Annotated in this window: 15 protein-coding genes and 1 tRNA gene; 6 read left to right on the top strand and 10 right to left on the bottom strand. The window is 67.2% G+C overall.

What is annotated here, in order from left to right:
• The first annotated feature begins 12 nt into the window (after positions 1 to 12).
• The 3 genes from F3K02_RS26085 to F3K02_RS26075 all read left to right on the top strand — a co-directional run bounded on the left by F3K02_RS26085 (position 13) and on the right by F3K02_RS26075 (position 1,785).
• A complete protein-coding gene (locus F3K02_RS26085) occupies positions 13 to 837 on the top strand; it encodes a motility protein A (protein ID WP_177139448.1) in 825 nt (274 codons plus the stop codon).
• A complete protein-coding gene (locus F3K02_RS26080; protein WP_177139447.1) occupies positions 824 to 1,660 on the top strand; it encodes an OmpA/MotB family protein in 837 nt (278 codons plus the stop codon). Before F3K02_RS26085 ends, F3K02_RS26080 begins: the two co-directional genes overlap by 14 nt.
• A 49-nt stretch (positions 1,661 to 1,709) precedes the next feature.
• A tRNA-Ala gene (locus F3K02_RS26075) sits at positions 1,710 to 1,785 on the top strand.
• Between the two features lie 134 nt (positions 1,786 to 1,919).
• Here F3K02_RS26075 and F3K02_RS26070 read toward each other — a convergent pair.
• The 9 genes from F3K02_RS26070 to F3K02_RS26030 form a co-directional block, all read right to left on the bottom strand.
• A complete protein-coding gene (locus F3K02_RS26070; RefSeq protein WP_177139445.1) occupies positions 1,920 to 2,795 on the bottom strand; it encodes an alpha/beta fold hydrolase in 876 nt (291 codons plus the stop codon).
• A 7-nt stretch (positions 2,796 to 2,802) separates the two neighbouring features.
• Positions 2,803 to 3,996, bottom strand: a complete 1,194-nt coding sequence (locus F3K02_RS26065) for a CaiB/BaiF CoA transferase family protein (RefSeq protein WP_177139443.1) — start codon at positions 3,994 to 3,996, stop codon at positions 2,803 to 2,805.
• Positions 3,997 to 4,006: 10 nt separating this feature from the next.
• On the bottom strand, positions 4,007 to 4,993 hold the full coding sequence (locus F3K02_RS26060) for a tripartite tricarboxylate transporter substrate binding protein (protein ID WP_177139441.1): 987 nt from the start codon (positions 4,991 to 4,993) through the stop codon (positions 4,007 to 4,009).
• 100 nt (positions 4,994 to 5,093) lie between these two features.
• A complete protein-coding gene (pcaF, locus tag F3K02_RS26055; RefSeq protein ID WP_177139439.1) occupies positions 5,094 to 6,296 on the bottom strand; it encodes a 3-oxoadipyl-CoA thiolase in 1,203 nt (400 codons plus the stop codon).
• Positions 6,297 to 6,307: 11 nt separating this feature from the next.
• Positions 6,308 to 7,633: an MmgE/PrpD family protein gene (locus F3K02_RS26050; protein WP_177139437.1), complete on the bottom strand. Its 1,326-nt coding sequence runs from the start codon at positions 7,631 to 7,633 to the stop codon at positions 6,308 to 6,310.
• Positions 7,634 to 7,635: 2 nt separating this feature from the next.
• The gene (locus F3K02_RS26045) at positions 7,636 to 9,690 is read right to left on the bottom strand and encodes a 3-hydroxyacyl-CoA dehydrogenase NAD-binding domain-containing protein (RefSeq protein WP_177139435.1); all 2,055 of its coding nucleotides are present in this window, start codon (positions 9,688 to 9,690) and stop codon (positions 7,636 to 7,638) included.
• 10 nt (positions 9,691 to 9,700) lie between these two features.
• The gene (locus F3K02_RS26040) at positions 9,701 to 11,797 is read right to left on the bottom strand and encodes an acetate--CoA ligase family protein (RefSeq protein WP_177139880.1); all 2,097 of its coding nucleotides are present in this window, start codon (positions 11,795 to 11,797) and stop codon (positions 9,701 to 9,703) included.
• 29 nt (positions 11,798 to 11,826) lie between these two features.
• On the bottom strand, positions 11,827 to 12,618 hold the full coding sequence (locus F3K02_RS26035; protein WP_177139433.1) for an enoyl-CoA hydratase/isomerase family protein: 792 nt from the start codon (positions 12,616 to 12,618) through the stop codon (positions 11,827 to 11,829).
• A gap of 31 nt (positions 12,619 to 12,649) precedes the next feature.
• Positions 12,650 to 13,624 carry a tripartite tricarboxylate transporter substrate binding protein gene (locus F3K02_RS26030; protein ID WP_177139431.1) on the bottom strand — a complete coding sequence of 325 codons (975 nt, stop codon included), beginning with the start codon at positions 13,622 to 13,624 and terminating at the stop codon, positions 12,650 to 12,652.
• Positions 13,625 to 13,819: 195 nt separating this feature from the next.
• Between F3K02_RS26030 and F3K02_RS26025 the strand changes: the two genes are divergently transcribed.
• The 3 genes from F3K02_RS26025 (at position 13,820) to F3K02_RS26015 (ending at position 16,376) form a co-directional block, all read left to right on the top strand.
• Positions 13,820 to 14,602 carry an IclR family transcriptional regulator gene (locus tag F3K02_RS26025; protein WP_177139429.1) on the top strand — a complete coding sequence of 261 codons (783 nt, stop codon included), beginning with the start codon at positions 13,820 to 13,822 and terminating at the stop codon, positions 14,600 to 14,602.
• Between the two features lie 250 nt (positions 14,603 to 14,852).
• Positions 14,853 to 15,809 carry a hypothetical protein gene (locus F3K02_RS26020; RefSeq protein WP_177139427.1) on the top strand — a complete coding sequence of 319 codons (957 nt, stop codon included), beginning with the start codon at positions 14,853 to 14,855 and terminating at the stop codon, positions 15,807 to 15,809.
• Positions 15,810 to 16,010: 201 nt separating this feature from the next.
• Complete coding sequence (locus tag F3K02_RS26015) at positions 16,011 to 16,376, top strand: hypothetical protein (protein ID WP_177139425.1); 366 nt, start codon at positions 16,011 to 16,013, stop codon at positions 16,374 to 16,376.
• On the opposite strand, the gene F3K02_RS26010 is transcribed toward F3K02_RS26015, so the two are convergent.
• Positions 16,373 to 17,002 (bottom strand): hypothetical protein, encoded by a 630-nt coding sequence (locus tag F3K02_RS26010; RefSeq protein WP_343067172.1) that lies wholly within the window; start codon positions 17,000 to 17,002, stop codon positions 16,373 to 16,375. The genes F3K02_RS26015 and F3K02_RS26010 overlap by 4 nt on opposite strands.
• Positions 17,003 to 17,155 lie beyond the last annotated feature (153 nt).

Genomic DNA, 17,155 nt, shown 5'->3' with positions numbered 1-17,155 from the left:
GCGAGTCCCAGCTTGAACCCGTCCACCCTCATCGGCATGATCGCCAGCGTGCTGCTCATGGCCGTCATCGTGCTGTTTGCCGCTGACAACCCCTGGGTGTTCATCGACGGTCCGAGCATCGCCATCGTGCTGGGCGGCACGCTGGCCGCCACCTTCCTGAGCTATCCGCTGCGCGAGGTGCTGCGGGTGTTCCACCTGGTCGGCCAGGTGATGCGCCAGGAACGGCTCGATACCCGTGGCGACATCGAAGAACTCGTGGCCATCTCGCGCCTCTGGATCCAGGGAGACCTGGCCGCCGTCGAGCGGGCGCTGCTGAAGGTCAACAACCCCTTCCTGCGCACCGGCGTGCAACTCATCATCGACCGCACGCCGGAAGACGAGATCGTGGACATGCTGCAGTGGCGCATTGCGCGCCTGCGCTCGCGCGAAACCGCCGAGGCCCAGCTCTTCCGCGTCATGGCCGGCTACGCGCCCGCCTTCGGCATGCTCGGCACCCTGCTCGGCCTGGTGAACCTGATGGACCTGCTGGGCGACGGCGACATGGGCGTCATCGGCAGCCAGCTCGGGATCGCCCTCATCACCACCTTCTATGGCGTGCTGCTCGCCAACCTGCTGTTCAAACCCATCGCCGTCAAGCTGGAGCGCCGCACCGAACAGCGCCTGGTGCTCATGAACATGGTGCTGGAAGGGATTTCCATGATGTGCGCCGGCCGCAGTCCGTCCATGATGCGGGAGACCCTCAAGGCCTTCGTCGCGCAGTACGACGACGAAATCTACGACGGCGGCGGTCCCAAAGGGCCCGCCACAGGAGCAAGGACACCCCATGTCAAGCGGTGAATCGTCCCAGTTCATGACCCTCGGCGAGCTGCCCCGCATGGCCTTGCCCGAGAGCCCTCCGGCCCTCACCCGCAAGCCCAGGGCATCCGGTCGCGGCTACAGCCGCTGGCACCTTGACACGAAGGTCGAAACCGAAGAAGAAGGTTGGTTGCTGACCTACCTCGACGTCATCACGCTCATGCTGGTCATGATGGTGGTGATGCTCTCCTTTGCCGGCCCGCCCGGCGGCACCAAAGCCCCGGACAAGCAGGTGGCCAACAGCCCGACGGCAGAACCCGCCCAAGCCGCTGCCGGGAACACCATCGTGCCGCCGGTGCCGCTGCCCATCCCCCTGCCCCATTCCAGCAACCCGACCGGCAACGGCAGCGGCCAACCCGAGAACCCGGTGGCCCAGCTGAAGCTCGACACCCTGGGCAGCAACATCCAGGTGGTGAACATCGACGACGTGATCCGTTTTCGCATCAGCAGCGAACTGCTGTTTGCCTCGGCCTCTGCCGTGCTGAACCCGGCCGCGCGCCCGGTGCTGGACGAACTCGTGGCCGTGTTCAAGGCCCAGCCCGACATGCGGCTGGTGGTCGAGGGCCACACCGACAGCAGCCCGATCAACTCCGAGCGTTTCCCCTCGAACTGGGAACTCTCCAGCGCACGGGCCGCCGCCGTCGCGCGTTACCTGAGCGAACAAGGCGTGGCACCGCAACGCCTGCAGGCCAGTGGCTACGCCGACACACGCCCGATGGCCGCCCCGTGGAACCCGGTCGACCGCGCCGTCAACCGCCGCGTCGAACTCACGATGGAAACCCCCAAGGCGCAGTCCCCTACGTGAACACGTGGATCAGCGGGGCGCACGGCACTTTGATAACATCCGCACACGTGGGGACGTAGCTCAGCTGGGAGAGCGTCGCGTTCGCAATGCGAAGGTCGGGAGTTCGATCCTCCTCGTCTCCACCATTCCAAAGTCCCGGGAAGTCCCAAGACGTCCCAGGTCAAGGCCATTAAGCCGGGTGACCCCGGTCGTCACCTCAGCGATGGGGTGGTCTCTAGCTGCTGTTCGTCAAAGGTGGCTCGCCCGGCTGGCGGCTCGACTATCCGGTCGATAGCCAACCATCGAATCCGCTTTTCATCAGCGAGGCTGTCTTCGCGGGGCGTTCGTGCATGAGCCAGTGTCCCGCTCCGCCGACGATCAGCCGCTTGCGAGCGGCGCCATCTGGCGATGCGCCATCGGTCATTTCATGGGGTGCCGCGGTGACATCGTGCTCAGCCCAGATCGTCAGGACCTCACCCGGGTAACGGCTCAGCGCCGGAACCAGCGCCGCCGAGCGGGAGAACGGCTTGCTGCGAAATCGGGTGTTCAGGCAGCCACGCCACTGGATTTCCATCGCCAGCGCATCCACAGCGGCCTCGCTGTGCAGCATCTGCGCAAGCAGGTTTTGGCGCATGCGTTGTGCCCACTGGCCGGGATCACGATCGGGATCCAGATCGCGCCAGGGCAAGGACGATGTGTTCTGCCGGCGACGCCCACCATGTCCCGCGGGTCCCACCAGGACCATGCGCTCGACATGGCCTCGCTGTGCCGCCAGCAGGGCGCTGACCAGGCCACCAAAAGAGAACCCAGCGAGCCGTATCGGTGTGTCGGCGCCCAGCAGCGCGTCCAGGCTATGCCGCAACTGGGCGACAAGTTCGTCGAGGCCTCCCGTGGGGGTCAGGGTCGATTCACCGTACCCGGGCATGTCGGGCATCCACAGGCTGAAGCTGGAGGAGAGTACGGGGATCACCCGGGCCCAGTGCAGCCAGCAGCCGTGGCCCCCATGCAGGAGCACCAGGGGTGGACCGTGCCCCACCCTGCGCCAGACCATGTGCTGGCCCAGGATGGGCTGCACGATGCGTTCGCAATCCGCTTCCAGCGCAGCCATCTGCGCCAAAGCGACCGCCCGGACACCGTTCTGGACTTCGCTGGCCACGGGCGGTTCAGGAAATCACGCCCTGGGCACGCATCGCTTCGATGTCGGCGGGCGGGTAGCCCAATGCCGACAACAGGTCCTGGTTTTGCGCGCCCACGGGTTGCGGAGGCGATGTGACCTCCACCGGGCTGCGCGAAAGCTGGAAGCCGGACACCGGAACGGTCAACCCGGCCAGCGCGCCGGCCTCGTCGGCGAACCGGTGCAAGACCTTTCGACCCTGCACAATTTCGTCCGCCAGCATCGCCTCCATGCGCTGCACACGCGACACCGGCACACGGTGTCCATGCAGCAGCGCCTCCCAGTGGCCGACCGATTCGGTGGGCAAAATCTGGGTCAGGGCCTCGGCCTCTTCGGCATAGCCTTTGATCCGGTCCCGGTTGTTGTGCTTGACCAGATCGGCGCGGCCCAGCGCTTCCCACAGCCGCCGCTGCTGCCGCAGGTTGGAGGCCGAGACCATCAGCGGTGCGTCGCTGGCCGGGTAACAGCCGATGGTGGCAAACGGGTAGCGGTTGCCCTTCTGCTCCGGGTGCGCCCCGTTCCAGAGGTAGCCGGTCAGGTGCGAGCTGGCGAGGATCATCGCCACGTCCGACATCGCCACCTCGACGAACTGGCCCAGGCCGTCGTCCTGGCCGCGCTGCAGCAGTGCCGCGAGGATGGCCATAGCGGCGGTGGTGCCGGTGGCGTAGTCCACCACGGGGGCGCCGCATTTCATGGGCGCCGTGCCCGGCTCGCCGGTCATGGCCATCATGCCGGAGTAGGCCTGCACCACACCGTCGTAGGCGGTCAGCTCGCGTTTGGGGCCGGAGCTGCCAAAGGCCGAGATGGAGCAGTAGACCAGCCGAGGGTTGATCGCCGACAGGTCCGCATAGCCCAGGCCCAGCGCATCGAAGGCACCCGGACGGTAGTTCTCGATCAGCACATCGGCGGTCATCACGAGTTTGCGCAGCACCTGGCGCCCGGCCTCGGTCTTGAGGTTGAGCGCCAGGGACTTTTTGTTCGACGCCTGCGACAAAAAGGCCGTGCCCATGCCGAGGTCGTTGAGCGCGGCGTCCGAGCCCTGGTAGCGGGCCTGGTCGGGCTCTTCGGGCGACTCGATCTTGATGACCTCGGCCCCCATCACCGCCAGCTGGTAGCCCGCGAATGGACCGGCCAGCACATGGGTCAGGTCCAGCACCCGGACACCCTGGAGAACGGGCTTCATGGCAGCCGCCTCACTTGGCGAGCACATCGGCCTTGACGATCTTGGACCAGCGAACGATTTCCGCGCGCACGAAGGCGTCGAACTCGGCCGGCGTGCCGGTCTGCACGACCATGCCCTCGCTCACCACCTTGGACTTGAAGATCTCGCTGCTGGCGGCCTTGCGCGTGGCGGCGTTCAGCTTGTCGATCACGGCCGCGGGCGTGCCGGCCGGCGCGTAGAAGCCGTACCAGCCTTCGGTGGCGTAACCGGGCACACCGGCCTCGGACACGGTCGGCACACTGGGATATGCAGTGGAGCGCTCGGCCGAGGTGACGGCCAGTGCGCGCAGCTTGCCGCTGTCGATGAAGCCGCCGACCGAGCCGGAGGTGGCAAAGATCATGTCGGTCTGACCGCCGAGCAGGTCGGTGAGCGCGGGGCCCGAACCCTTGTAGGCCACGTGCTTGATCTGGACCTTGGCCATGTCGGCGAACAGCGCACCGGCCAGATGGGACGAGGTGCCGTTGCCGGGCGACGCATAGGTCAGCTTGTCCGGATCGGCCTTCGCGGCGGCGATGACGTCCTTGAGCGACTTGAAGGGGCTGTCGGCGCGCACCACCAGCACGTTGGGCGAACGCACGATCATGGACACGGGCGCAAAGTCCTTCTCGGTCGAGTAGGGCATCTTCGCCATCAGGCTGGGGTTGACCGCGTGCGCGATCGACGAAACCACCAGCGTGTAGCCATCGGGCGCACTCTTGGCCACCAGGTCGGTGCCGATGATGGTGCTGGCGCCCGGCTTGTTGTCCACCACCACGGGCTGCCCCAGCTCCTTGGCCATCTCCACCGCCAGCGTGCGGGCGATCAGGTCGGTGCCACCGGCGGGAGCGAACGGCACCACCAGCTTGATGGGTTTGTCGGGGAAGGCGTGGGCACTGGACAGGCCCACGACCAGGGCGGTGGTGAGTACCGTCGCGGCCTTGGCAAAGGCCTTGAAGCCGAGCTTGGGAAATGGGTTCATGAATGTCTCCGGTGTTTGTAGAAGGAACAGTGGTCACTCTAGAGGTCGGGCCAGATCGGCGCACCCCATCAATTCCACCCAATGGAAGAGGAAGAATCCCTCAGACCCTTTCCAGCACCACCGCAATGCCCTGCCCCACCCCGATGCACATGGTGCACAGCGCGTAGCGGCCGCCGCTGCGGTGCAGCTGGTTGACGGCGGTGGTGGCCAGGCGGGCGCCACTCGCACCCAGCGGGTGGCCCAGGGCAATGGCACCGCCGTTGGGGTTCACGCGGGCGTCGTCGTCGGTCAGGCCCAGGTCGCGCAACACGGCCAGGCCTTGGGCGGCAAAGGCCTCGTTGAGCTCGATCACGTCCATCTGCGCCAGCGTCAGGCCGGTGAGCGCCAGCACCTTGCGCGTGGCCGGTGCGGGGCCCATGCCCATGATGCGCGGCGGCACACCGGCGGTGGCCATGCCGACCACGCGGGCCCGCGGCGTGAGGCCGTGGCGGGCCACGGCGGCTTCGCTGGCGAGCAGCAGCGCGGCGGCGCCGTCGTTCACGCCCGAGGCGTTGCCGGCGGTCACGCTGCCGTCCTGCCGCACCACGCCCTTGAGCTTGGCCAGGGCATCCAGTGTGGTGGCGCGCGGGTGTTCGTCGCGGTTCACCACCAGGACCTCACCTTTCTTCTGCGGCACCTGCACCGGCACGATCTCGGCGTCGAACACGCCCGCCTGTTGCGCGGCCAGGGCCTTGGTCTGCGAGGCCAGGGCCATGCGGTCCTGGTCGGCGCGCGAGATGTTGAACTCGGTCGCCACGTTCTCCGCTGTCTCGGGCATGCTGTCCACGCCGTACTGGGCCTTCATCAACCTGTTGACAAAGCGCCAGCCGATGGTGGTGTCTTCCACGCTGTTGGCCCGCGAAAACGCGCTGGCGGCCTTGGGCATCACGAACGGTGCGCGGCTCATGCTCTCCACGCCACCGGCGATCATCAGTTGTGCCTCGCCGCTCTTGATGGCGCGCGCCGCCGTGCCCAGCGCGTCCAGGCCCGAGCCGCACAGGCGGTTCACGGTGGAGCCGGGCAGCGACACGGGCAAGCCCGCCAGCAACGCGCTCATGCGTGCCACGTTGCGGTTGTCTTCGCCGGCCTGGTTGGCACAGCCGTAGATCACGTCGGCCACCGCCTCCCAATCCAGTTGCGGGTGGCGTTCCAGCAAGGCCCGCAGAGGAACGGCGCCGAGATCGTCGGCGCGCACGCTGGAGAGGGCTCCGCCGTAGCGGCCAAAGGGTGTGCGCACAGCGTCGCAGATGAAGGCGTGGGTCATGGTGTCTCTTTTCAAGGGAGGTGGGAGCTCTGGTGCAGTTGCCAGATGCGAGCGAGCAACGCGTGGGCTTCGGCCTCGCCAACCACCGGCGTGGCCAGCTCCATGAGCTTGCCTTCCAGGTCGGCATCGGACAGCGGCAGTTCGGGGTCGCCCTTGCGGTCGGGTTGCAGCAGCGTCAGGTTCCGGCCATCGCGCAGGGTGATCGCCACGCGCGCACCGCGCCGGCCCGGGAAGGCCGCGTCCACCTCGGGGTCCAGTGCCTTGTGGATGCGTTGCATGAGCGCGCGGGTGGCCGTTTCGTTCAAGCGATCTGGTTCAAAAGCCGAGAGGCGCACGCTGCCGTGCACCAGCGCGGTGGCCACCATGTAGTGCAGGCTGAAGCGCGCCTGGTCGGCGTTCTGTGGGTCCACGTGGGGGGCGATGTCCAGCGTGGGCTGGTAGACGCCGAGCGCAACGTGTTCGATGTCGGCGTGGCTGAAGCCGTGTTGCTGCTGCAAGGCCAACGCGCCGTCGATGGCGGCAAAGGTGTGGCCGCAACCGATGTGGTTCTTAAAGGTCAAGCGGGTGATGTGGAAGTCCGTGCCCAGCGTGGCACCCACGGCGGACCAGTCGGGCCCTTCGCTCATGGCGTTCCCCAGCCCGGACTCGCCTTCGAGCACGTCGAGCGAGCTGCACATGCCGCCCGCGGCCAGCTGCGCGGCCAGCACGCCGGCTTCGGCCGCTCGGCCCGCGTGCAACGGCTTGGCCATGGCTTCCAGGCGAAATGCCTGCTGCAGCCCGGCCGTGAAGGTCGCGGCGATGGCCAGTGCGTTGGCAAAGGCGGCTTCGTCGAGTTTCAGCAGGCTCGCCGCCGCCGCAGCCGCCCCAAAGCTGCCCATGGTGCCGGTGTTGTGCCAGTACTTGTAGTGGGGGCGCCCCATCACCACGCCGATGCGGGTGGAGATTTCGTAACCCAGCACCACGGCGCGCAGGAACTCGGGGCCGCTCGCGCCCGTGGACTGGGCCACGGCCAGCGCGGCGGCGACGGTGGCCGCGCCCGGGTGGTACATCGCATCGCGAAAGCTGTCGTCCACCTCGGCGGCGTGCGCTGCGGTGCCCTGGATCAGGGCGGCTGCGCGTGTGGTGGCCTGGCGCCCCTGCACCAGTTGCGCTGCGCCCCGGTCCAGGTCTTCGGCCATGGTCTGGGTCAGCACCTGCACCGCGGGGGTGTCCAGGCCAGGGTAGATCGAGGCGTACCAGTCGATCACCGCGCGCTGGGCGTGGTGCGCCACCTCGGCGGGCAGGGGTGTCTGCGCAAAGCCAGTGGCAAAGCGCGCGAATGTTTCAACGGCGTGCATCTTCAGTTCTCCGTCGTGAGCAGATGGTGCAGGTCGCCGGCCACAAAACCCGGCCCACAGAGCCCGGCCAGCCAAAGCATGTCGTCCTGCAAGGCGGCAGCACCGCGCTCGCGCGCCCAGAACACCGGGCCGCCTTCCCAGCGCGGGAAGCCGTAGCCGTTGACCAGCACCACGTCCACATCGGTGGCGCGTTCGGCCACGCCTTCAGCCAGCAGCAGCGCGGCCTCGTTGACGATGGCGAGCAGCACGCGGCGCACGATCTCATCGTCGCTCAGGCTGCGAGGAACCACGCCCTTTTCGGCACGGCAAAACGCGATGAGCTCGTGCACCGCTTCATCCACCTGCGGGCCCTTGCTGCCTTCGGGGTAGCCGTAGTAGCCCGCGCCGGTCTTGCGGCCCAGGCGACCGGCTTCGCACAGGCGGTCGGGAATGTGCACGTAGCGGGCCTGCGGGTCGCGCGTGGCGGCCTGGGCCTGGCGCATGCGCCAGGCGATGTCCAGACCCGACAGGTCCGCCACCGCGAACGGCCCCATGGCAAAACCGAAGGCCTGCAGCGCGGCGTCCACCTGCTCGGGCCAGGCGCCCTCTTCGACCATGAACTCGCACTGGCGGCGGTAGGCCGCGTAGAGCCGGTTGCCGATGAAACCAAAGGCATTGCCGGTCAGCACCGGCAGCTTCTTCAGCCGCTTGCCCAACGCGAGGCCGGTGGCCAGCGCGTCGGGTGCAGAGGCCTGGCCGCGCACCACTTCCATCAGCTTCATGACGTTGGCCGGGCTGAAGAAGTGCAGACCGATCACGTCCTGCGGTCGTGAGGTGGCCGCCGCGATGGCGTCCAGGTCGAGGTACGAGGTGTTGGAGGCCAGCACCGCGCCCGGGCGCGCCACGGCGTCGATGCGCTGGAACACCTGCTGCTTCACGCCCAGCTCTTCAAACACGGCTTCGATGACCAGGTCGGCCTGGGCCAGTTCGGCCCAGTCCAGGCTGGTCTTCAGGCGGGCCTCGCAGGTCGCGCCAGCGCTGGCGCCGAGCTTGCCGCCCTGCACCCGCGTGGCGTAGTGCGCGTGGATGCGCTGCGCGCCGCGCTCCAGGGCAGCGGCGTCCTGCTCCAGCAGCAGCACGCGGTAGCCCGCGTCGAGCACGGCGATGGCGATGCCCGAGCCCATGGTGCCGGCGCCGATCACGGCCACGTGCTCCACCGCGCGCGGTGTGGCCTCGCCCAGCGAGGGGTGTTTGGCGCTGTCGCGTTCGGCAAAAAACTGGTGGCGCAGCGCGAAGGCCTCGCGCGAGATCCGCAGCCGCTGGAACACCGCGCGTTCGTCGGCCAAGCCGTCGTCGAAACCGACATGGGCCGTGGCCTTGATGGCGTCGATGGCCGCCTGCACCGCGGGCCGGCGCTTGCCGGCCTTGAGCGCAGCGCTCGTGGCTTCATCCACCTCCGCGCTCTGGGCCGATGGCACCACCCGTTCGCGCACCCGCTGCTTCTTTCCCTTGAGTTGCCTGGCGTGCGCCACCGCCGCAGAGCGCAGATCACCGGCGGCAATCTGGTCCACCAGGCCCGCCTCCAGCGCCGCCGCAGCGGGCACCCGTTCGCCCGAGCAGATCATGCGGATCGCGCGGGGGATGCCGACGATGCGCGGCAGCCGCTGCGTGCCGCCCGCGCCGGGGATGATGCCCAGCGTCACCTCGGGCAGACCGACCACGGTGCCCGGTGCGGCCACGCGGGCATCGCAACCGAGCGCCAGTTCAAAACCTCCTCCCAGCGCGGCGCCTTGCAGCGCCGCCACCACCGGTTTGCCGCAGGCTTCGATGGCGACAATCACCGAGGGCAGCTGCGGCTCGGTCAGCGGCTGGCCGAACTCGCGCAGGTCAGACCCGGCGATGAAGGTATTGCCCGCCCCGATGAGCACCGCGCCTTCCAGCGTGTCGTCGCTGCGCAGGGTCTCAATGGCGGCCATCAGCCCCTGCCGCACGGCGGCCGACCCGGCGTTGATGGGCGGGTTGTCGATCATGATGACGGCGATCTCGCCATCCCGTTCCAGGTGCACGCGTGGCGTCATGGCGCGTTCCTCAAGCCAGCACAACGACACCGTCGGCGGCGCTCACGCCCTGGCCTTGTGCGCGCACGAAGACCGGGTTGATCTCGGCTTCCACCAGGCGGTCCCCCAGTTGCGCCGCCATGCGGGAGAACGCCACGATGGCGTCCACCAGCGCGTCCACATCGGCCTTGGGCCGGCCCCGGAAGCCGTCGAGCAGCGGCCAGGTCTTGAGGTCTTTCGCCATGGCCAGTGCATCGGCGCGGCTCAGCGCCTGGAGGCCCTGCGCGTCCTGCGTCACCAGGCGCATGGAGGTGTCCTTGAACAGCTCGGCCGTCACGCCCCCCATGCCCAGCAGCACGGCCGTGCCCAGCGCATCGCGGTGCATGCCCAGGATCAGCTCGGTCCCGCCGCCCACCATTTCCTGCACGAGGAAACGGTCGGGGCGCACGCCGGCTTTGGCGCGCACGTCGGCGGTCATGCTGATCAGGCGTTCACCCACCGTCTCGGGTGTGAGGCCGATGGCCACGCCACCGACGTCGCTCTTGTGCGTGATCTGCGACGAGAGGATCTTCAGCACCACACGGCCACCCAGCTCGCGAGCGGCGGCCTCGGCCTCGGCCGGCGTGGTGACGATGCGCTCGGCCGCACAGGGCACGTTGAAACGCGCGAACAGCTGCTTGGCCTGGGCCTCGTCCAGCGAGCCCGAAGGCAGTTCACCCAGGTCGACGGTGCTTCCCGCATCCGCTTCTTCGACCGGTGCGACAAAGCTGCTGACCTTGTACATGGCGGCCAGCGCCGCGGTGCAGCTCTCGGCCGCGGCAAAGGCGGGCACGCCGTAGCGCGTGAGCAAGGCCCCCACCTCGGGTGCGTGCGGGCTCACATAGGCCATCACGGGCTTGTCCGAATCGGACAGGCAGTCGCGGATGGCGTTGGCCATCAGCTCGGGCATGGCCAGGCTGGACGAGCCGACGATGATCACCAGCGCGTCGTAAGTTGGGCTGGCCAGCAGCGCACGGATCGCGCCGCGCAGCAGGTCGGGCCGCAGGCCGGCCAGGGTGACGTCGATCGGGTTGCGGTCCAGCACGGCTTCGCTGCCGGTCTGCAGGGCGCGCAGCGCCTCGGCCGTGGCGGCGTCGGGCGCTGGGGTCTCGAAGCCGGCCACACCCAGGTCGTCGGACACCAGCGTGCCGGCGCCACCGGTGCTGGTGAGGATCGCCACGCGCTGGCCGCGCAGGTGGCGCCCGGTCGCCAGGGCCACGGGAATGTCCAGCAGGTCGTTGAAGGTCTGTGCGCGGATCACGCCCACCTGTTTGAACAGAGCGTCGTACATGCGGTCGGCGCCGGCCATCGCACCGGTGTGCGACACGGCGGCCTGGGCGCCCGCTTCCGAGCGGCCGATCTTGAAGGCCACCACCGGTTTTCCCTTGCGCGCGGCCTTGAGACAGGCGGCCCGGAACTTTGCTGGGTCGCGCACGGTCTCGATGTAGAGCGCGATCACCTGGGTGGCCGGGTCGTCGGCCAGGTGATCGATGAAGTCGGCCAGCTCCAGGTCCACCTCGTTGCTGGTGGAAATCAGTTTGGACAACCCGATGCCCCGCGCAGCCGCCCGCGAGAGCAGCGAACCCAGGATGCCGCCGCTTTGTGACACCACACCGATGCCACCCACCGGAAATTCGTCCATCTCCAGCGCGCCAGTGGCCGAGAGCACGATGGCGTCGGTCAGGTTCACCAGCCCGATGGTGTTAGGGCCCAGGATGCGCATGGACCCGGCCGCTTCCACCAGCTGCTTCTGGCGGCGCGCGCCGTCTTCACCGGTCTCGGTGTAACCGCTGGCCAGCACGATCGCGGCCGCACAGCCGCGCGCCGAGAGTTCCTTCACCGCGAGGTGGGCACGTTCGGCGCCCAGCAGCACGATGGCGACATCGGGCGTTTCCGGCAACGCGGCGATGTCGGCGTAACACGGCAGGTCGCCGATGCGGTCGGCCTTGGGGTTCACCGGCAGGATGCGACCGGCAAATCCGTGCTTCTGCAGGTAGGCCACCGGGCGGCCAGCGGTTTTGCCGGGATCGGCCGAGGCACCGATGATGGCCACACTGCGCGGCTGCAGCAGACGGGCGATCGCGTTCATGGGGGCGGAGGTGGTGGCATCCATGGTCTTCATTCCTTGCTGGCGGCCTTGGCCAAAAACGCTTCCACCGAGGCGCGGTGCTCGCTGCTGGTGTAGCAGATGCCTTGCGCCTGGCTGCCTTGCGCGAACACGTCGTGCGAAGTCAGCTCGAAGCTCTGGTTGAGGATGGTCTTGGTCAACGCGATGGCCGTGCTCGACGCCTGGCTCAGTTCCGCGGCCCAGGCCTGGGCGTCTGCCAGCAGCGTGTCGGCGCTGGTCTTGCGGTCCACAATGCCCAGGGCCAGCGCCTCGTCCACCTTGACCTGGCGGCCGGTGAAGATGAGTTCCTTGGCCTTGGCCAGGCCCACGCGGCGCGGCAGGAAATACATGCCACCGCCGTCCGGGATGATGCCGCGCAGCACATACGACCAGGCGAAGCTCGCCCATTCGCTGGCCATGATGAAGTCGCAGGCCAGCGCGGTGTCGGCCCCCAGGCCCGAGGCCGCGCCGTTCACGGCGGCGATCACCGGCTTGGGGCAGGTGTGCAGCAGCGACTGCGTGTGGTGCACGCGTTGCTGGCGGTGCCAGCCATTGAAGCCCACTTCGCCCGCCGGTGCGTTCATGCGCTTCTGCATGCCACTGATGTCGCCACCGGCGCAGAAGCCCTTGCCAGCGCCGGTCAGCACCAGGGCGCGGATCGCCTTGTCGGCCGTCACCGACTCCAGCGCGTGGATGAATTCCGAACGCATGCCGTCGCTCATGGCATTGCGCTTGTCGGGGCGGTTGAGGGTGAGCGTGGCAATGCCGTCGCTCACCTGCAGTTCGATAAGGTTGTAGTCCATGGTGTTGCTCGTTCGCTCAGTGTTCGGTCACTCATTCGGCCTTGATGCCGTTTTCCTTGACGATCTTCTTCCAGCGCGCCTCTTCGGCCTTCACATAGCGGTCGAACTCGGCGGGATCGGAAGCGGTGACCACCAGGCCTTCGTGCTGCACCTTCTTCACGAACTCAGGGCTTTGCGCGGCCTTCTTGACGGCGGCGTTGAGCTTGGCAATCACGGGGGCCGGTGTGCCGGCGGGTACAAAAAAGCCGTACCAGCTCTCGACCGCGTAGCCAGGTACCGTTGCGGCGACCGTGGGGACACCTTTGAACGCAGGCGATGGCTCGGGTGTCGTCACCGCGATGGCCCGCAGCTTGCCCTGATCTACCATGCCCGACACCGCTGCCGCCGTGCCAAAGAACATGTCCACCTGGCCGCCCAGAAGGTCGGTCATGGCCGGGCCTGCGCCACGGTAGGGGACGTGAAGCAGCTCGACCTTGGTCAGGTTGGTGAACATTTCACCCGCCAGGTGGGCCGAGGTGCCATTGCCTTGCGATGCGTAGGTGAGTTGCTTGCCCGACTTCACCGCGTCCAGAATGTCTTTCACGGTCTTGTACGGGCTTTCGGTGCGGACCACCAGCACGTTCGGGCCCTTCCCGATCAGACTCACAGGGGCGAACGCGGTCTCGTTGTTGTAGGGCAGTTTGGCCAGCAGGCTGGGGTTCACCGCGTGCGCCAGCGTGGCGATCACCATCGTGTAGCCATCGGGAGCGCTCTTGGCGACCAGGTCGGTTCCGATCACGGTGCCGGCACCGGGCTTGTTCTCGACGATCACCGTCTGACCCAGTTCTTTTGACATGCCCTGGCCCAGGGTGCGTGCGATCAGATCGGTTCCGCCGGCAGGAGCAAACGGCACAACGATGCGCACTGGCCTCTCCGGGTATTCGGCGTGGGCGACGCCAGCGATGGCAGCCAGGCTCAGACACAGGCCGCTGGCAAGGCCACGCAAGGAAATGGGGAACGATTTCATGGGAGGTCTCCGTAATAGAAGGTTTCAGGCGCGGCCTCCTGTGAAGTGCCGCATCGACCTGTTGGCCGAAACCAGAGCTTAGGACCGCAAGGCAGTTTTGAGACCCACCAAATTCCATTCAGTGGAATTTAAAATGAGACCCTGAAGTGACCACATCGGCAGAAAATTCCAGGGAAAACCCTCACAGGACACACCATGAACCCCCTCGAAGAAAACCCTGGCCGATCGGCCTCGAACCGCTCGTTGCTGCGCGGCGCCGACATCCTGCGTGCTTTTCGACCGGGATCGGACCTGCTGGGCAATGGCGAGATCGCGGAGCGGACCGGCCTGTCCAACTCCACGGTGAGCCGGCTCACGCAGACCCTGGTGGCCGCGGGCCTGCTGCAGCAGGACCGCGCCCGCCGCGCCTACCGGCTCGCGCCGCTGGTGCTCAGCCTCGGGCACGCCATGCGATCGGGCTCGCAGGTGCTGGCCATCGCCGCGCCGCGCATGCGTGCCCTTGCGGAGCGCGAGCGCATCAACGTCGGACTGGCCTACCCAGATCGCGATGAGATGGTCTACCTGGAATCGATCCGCTACAACCGCCGGGTTGCACTGCGCAATGTCGTGTCCGGCCAGCGCGTTCCGATGGAACTCACTTCATTGGGTCAGGCGTACCTCGCAACGGCACCGGTGGAGCGCTACCGGGTGCTTGAGCCCATTTTCAAAAGGCGCAATGGCAGGCACTGGCAAGAGGTCAAAAAAGCCATCGAGGCGTCGATCGATAGCATGAAAACAAAGGGCTATTGCTGGGCCAGCTGGCAACCCGAGGTCATCGCAGTGGCGACGGCATTCGCCAGTGCGGAGGGCATATGCGTCATCAACGTCAGCGTGTCTACGCAAGAAGAGGCCGAACGGTGGGTAGCGGCGCTTGCACCAAAGCTGATGAGCTTGAAAAGTGACATCTGCTCGGAATTGTTGAGACTGCCGGAACCATGAGTTGCCTCGTCTTTGTGGCGGGCAGGCTCACCCTTGGGCAGGCCATCTACCCGAGACCTGTATCGCAGGGAGGTTTCATGCACTACAAAGTGTGCGCGACGACCAGGCCATCACAGCGACCTGTGCTGGCCGCAACACGGAAGTCCCTAGGCCGGCTCCAGATGGGCTCAGAGAAGCTTTTGCGGCCGAGCCTTCAAAGCCGCGCAACGGGCCCGTAAACTGCGTACAGCAAAACAGTGAGGGGAGAGCTATGTCCGGATTCAGCAGGGTTCAACGAGAAACCGTGGAGGCTGCATCCAATGCGCTGGCTGCAGGCAAAACGGACAGCTGCCGAAGTTGGGCACTGAGAGCCTTGCATCGTGCGCGCGAGCAAAACGACAGCGCAGGCAAGGCAGACGCCTACCTGCTGCTGTCCCGTGCAGAGTTTATTGACTCGCGTGCGTCAAGCTCCCACGGATTGAGCGCTCTTGCATTGAGGTGCGCGGAGGCAATACATGACCCCCACCGTGCCGCCGAGTCTCTGGAGCTGCAAAGCTGCACGGCGACTTTGTTGGGCTGGACCGAACTGGCCGCCAGTTCAGCCAAAGAGAGTCTGCGTCTCCGCGGTCAACACCCCGACTTCCTGGCGTTGGCCAACAGCTACAACTATCTGGCTGTCGCAACCGCTTGGGGCGGCGACTTTGCCGATGCAGACGGTCTCTTCTCGGAATCGGCTGTGATCGCTGGCGAGTCGAGGTCACCCGACCAGCGCTTCCAACCCTTGGTCAATCAGTGTTTTTCGCAGTTGCTCAACATTCAGGCGAACCTTCGTGTGCAGCCATGCGCCGACCCCCGGGATGTGGACATGGATTTGCTGCACAGCCGGTTTGAGGACTGTCGGCAGATGCTTCTGGCAGGACAGACCGGCGTTCTCAATCAGGGAATGCAAGAGCTGGTGAGCCTTCTGCTCGTGACGCTCGGCTGCCAAGTTAGCTTGCTCATCGGGGACCTCGAAAGCGCCCACTCGTACCTGCAGGCATGTCGCTCCCGTGCCAATCGCCTTCCCAAGACCCATTGGGCGAGAGCGCTGCACTGGTGGGCCGACTTCGAGCACGCCCGTACATCGCGCGACCACCGACGCGAACGTCTGTCTCGCAACGCGATGCAGGAATCCGCCCGGACGGGCGAACATCGACCCCTGCTCTTGCTGGCCCGCACTGGCGGATGAGTTTCGCTGCGGCCCGCAAGCTGGATATCTGGTCACAAATCATCGCTCGTCACGCCGCCGCAACCGGCACACGCGGGGCCGATGCGCTCACTGAGGACGACCGGTCCCGGGTACGCTGTGACGCGAGCATAGAATCGCTCCCCGGTTGCTTGCGCATGCCGGTGGGCAGTCCTCTCCATCCACCCTCTCACAACCAGCACCATGACCCGCAAGGCCGGCACCCCTGTACCCGAACACTGGCGCTGCGACGCCGGCAGTGCATCGGTGGCGGTGCTCCACATTCCGGGCGCACTGGACCGGCGCAGGACCTTTGACATCGACGTGAGCCTCATCGTGCGCGTGCCCACCGGTTTTGACGACCCCTGGCACGAGCTCGCGGTGGAGCTCGACGGCCGGCAACAATGGCGTCGCCGCATTCCCAGCCACAGCCCTGGCCAGACCGACGGACTGGACTACCACCACCGGATCGAGCTGGAAACCGGCCGCGCACTGCGCATCCGCGCGATCGCGGGCGTCAGCGGCTCGCGCGTGCAGCAGCTCTGCATCGAGGCCAGGGAAGAAATCTAGAGGGCGGCTTTGCCCTGCACCACGTCGATGCGCCGCTGGATGCGCGCCACTTCGTCGGCAGCGCCCGCCGCCTGTGCGCGCTGCAACTGCACCTGGAGCCAGGCCAGCAACGGACGGCGCCAGCCGCGTGCGGAAGCGGTGTCGACGGCCAGCGTGATCGTGCCGGGCGTGGCCAGACCGCGCTTGAACAGCACGCCCGCCGCCACCAGTCGGGACATCGGGTCGGCGATGCCGGCGAGCGCCGCATCGGGCGCAGCCGTCGCGCCCACCAGCCCCCGGTGGGCCTCGGGCAACAACGGTGCATCGGCCGCCTGCGCAGCGCCCTTCAGGTAACGCGCATAGGCCTGCTCGGCCGGTGCGGCGTCGCTCGCGAGCGCGTCGAACGCGGTGCAGGGTTCAAAGTCGAGTGCCGCCGCCCGGGCGGCACAACGCAGCAACTCGACGCGCGCCAGCAGATCCGGCCGCGCCGTGCGCGACACCTCGGCGCGCGCCCGCGCAAACTCCGCCGCCTCCACCCGGCTGTCACCACTGAGCCAGGCTTCCGCCGCCCGGTCCGCACTGCCCTTGGCATTCATCTGCCACTCGGGCACCGGCGGGTTGTTGCCACAGGCGGCCAGCGCCAACACCGAGACAGCTACGAAACAGCGAGCGATTCCTCTCAATTGACCCACAGCGAACAATCCGACCGGAGCGAAGTGACTTAGCCCAGAAACACCGTGGAACCGGCTCCGCCGGGCCACAGGTGTTGCCCCCTTGAGGGGGGATGCGGCTACGCGCAG

This window comes from Hydrogenophaga aromaticivorans (assembly GCF_013387465.1).
GTDB classification, from domain to species: Bacteria; Pseudomonadota; Gammaproteobacteria; order Burkholderiales; family Burkholderiaceae_C; genus Hydrogenophaga; species Hydrogenophaga aromaticivorans.
This window is presented reverse-complemented; position numbering and strand designations above follow the sequence as displayed.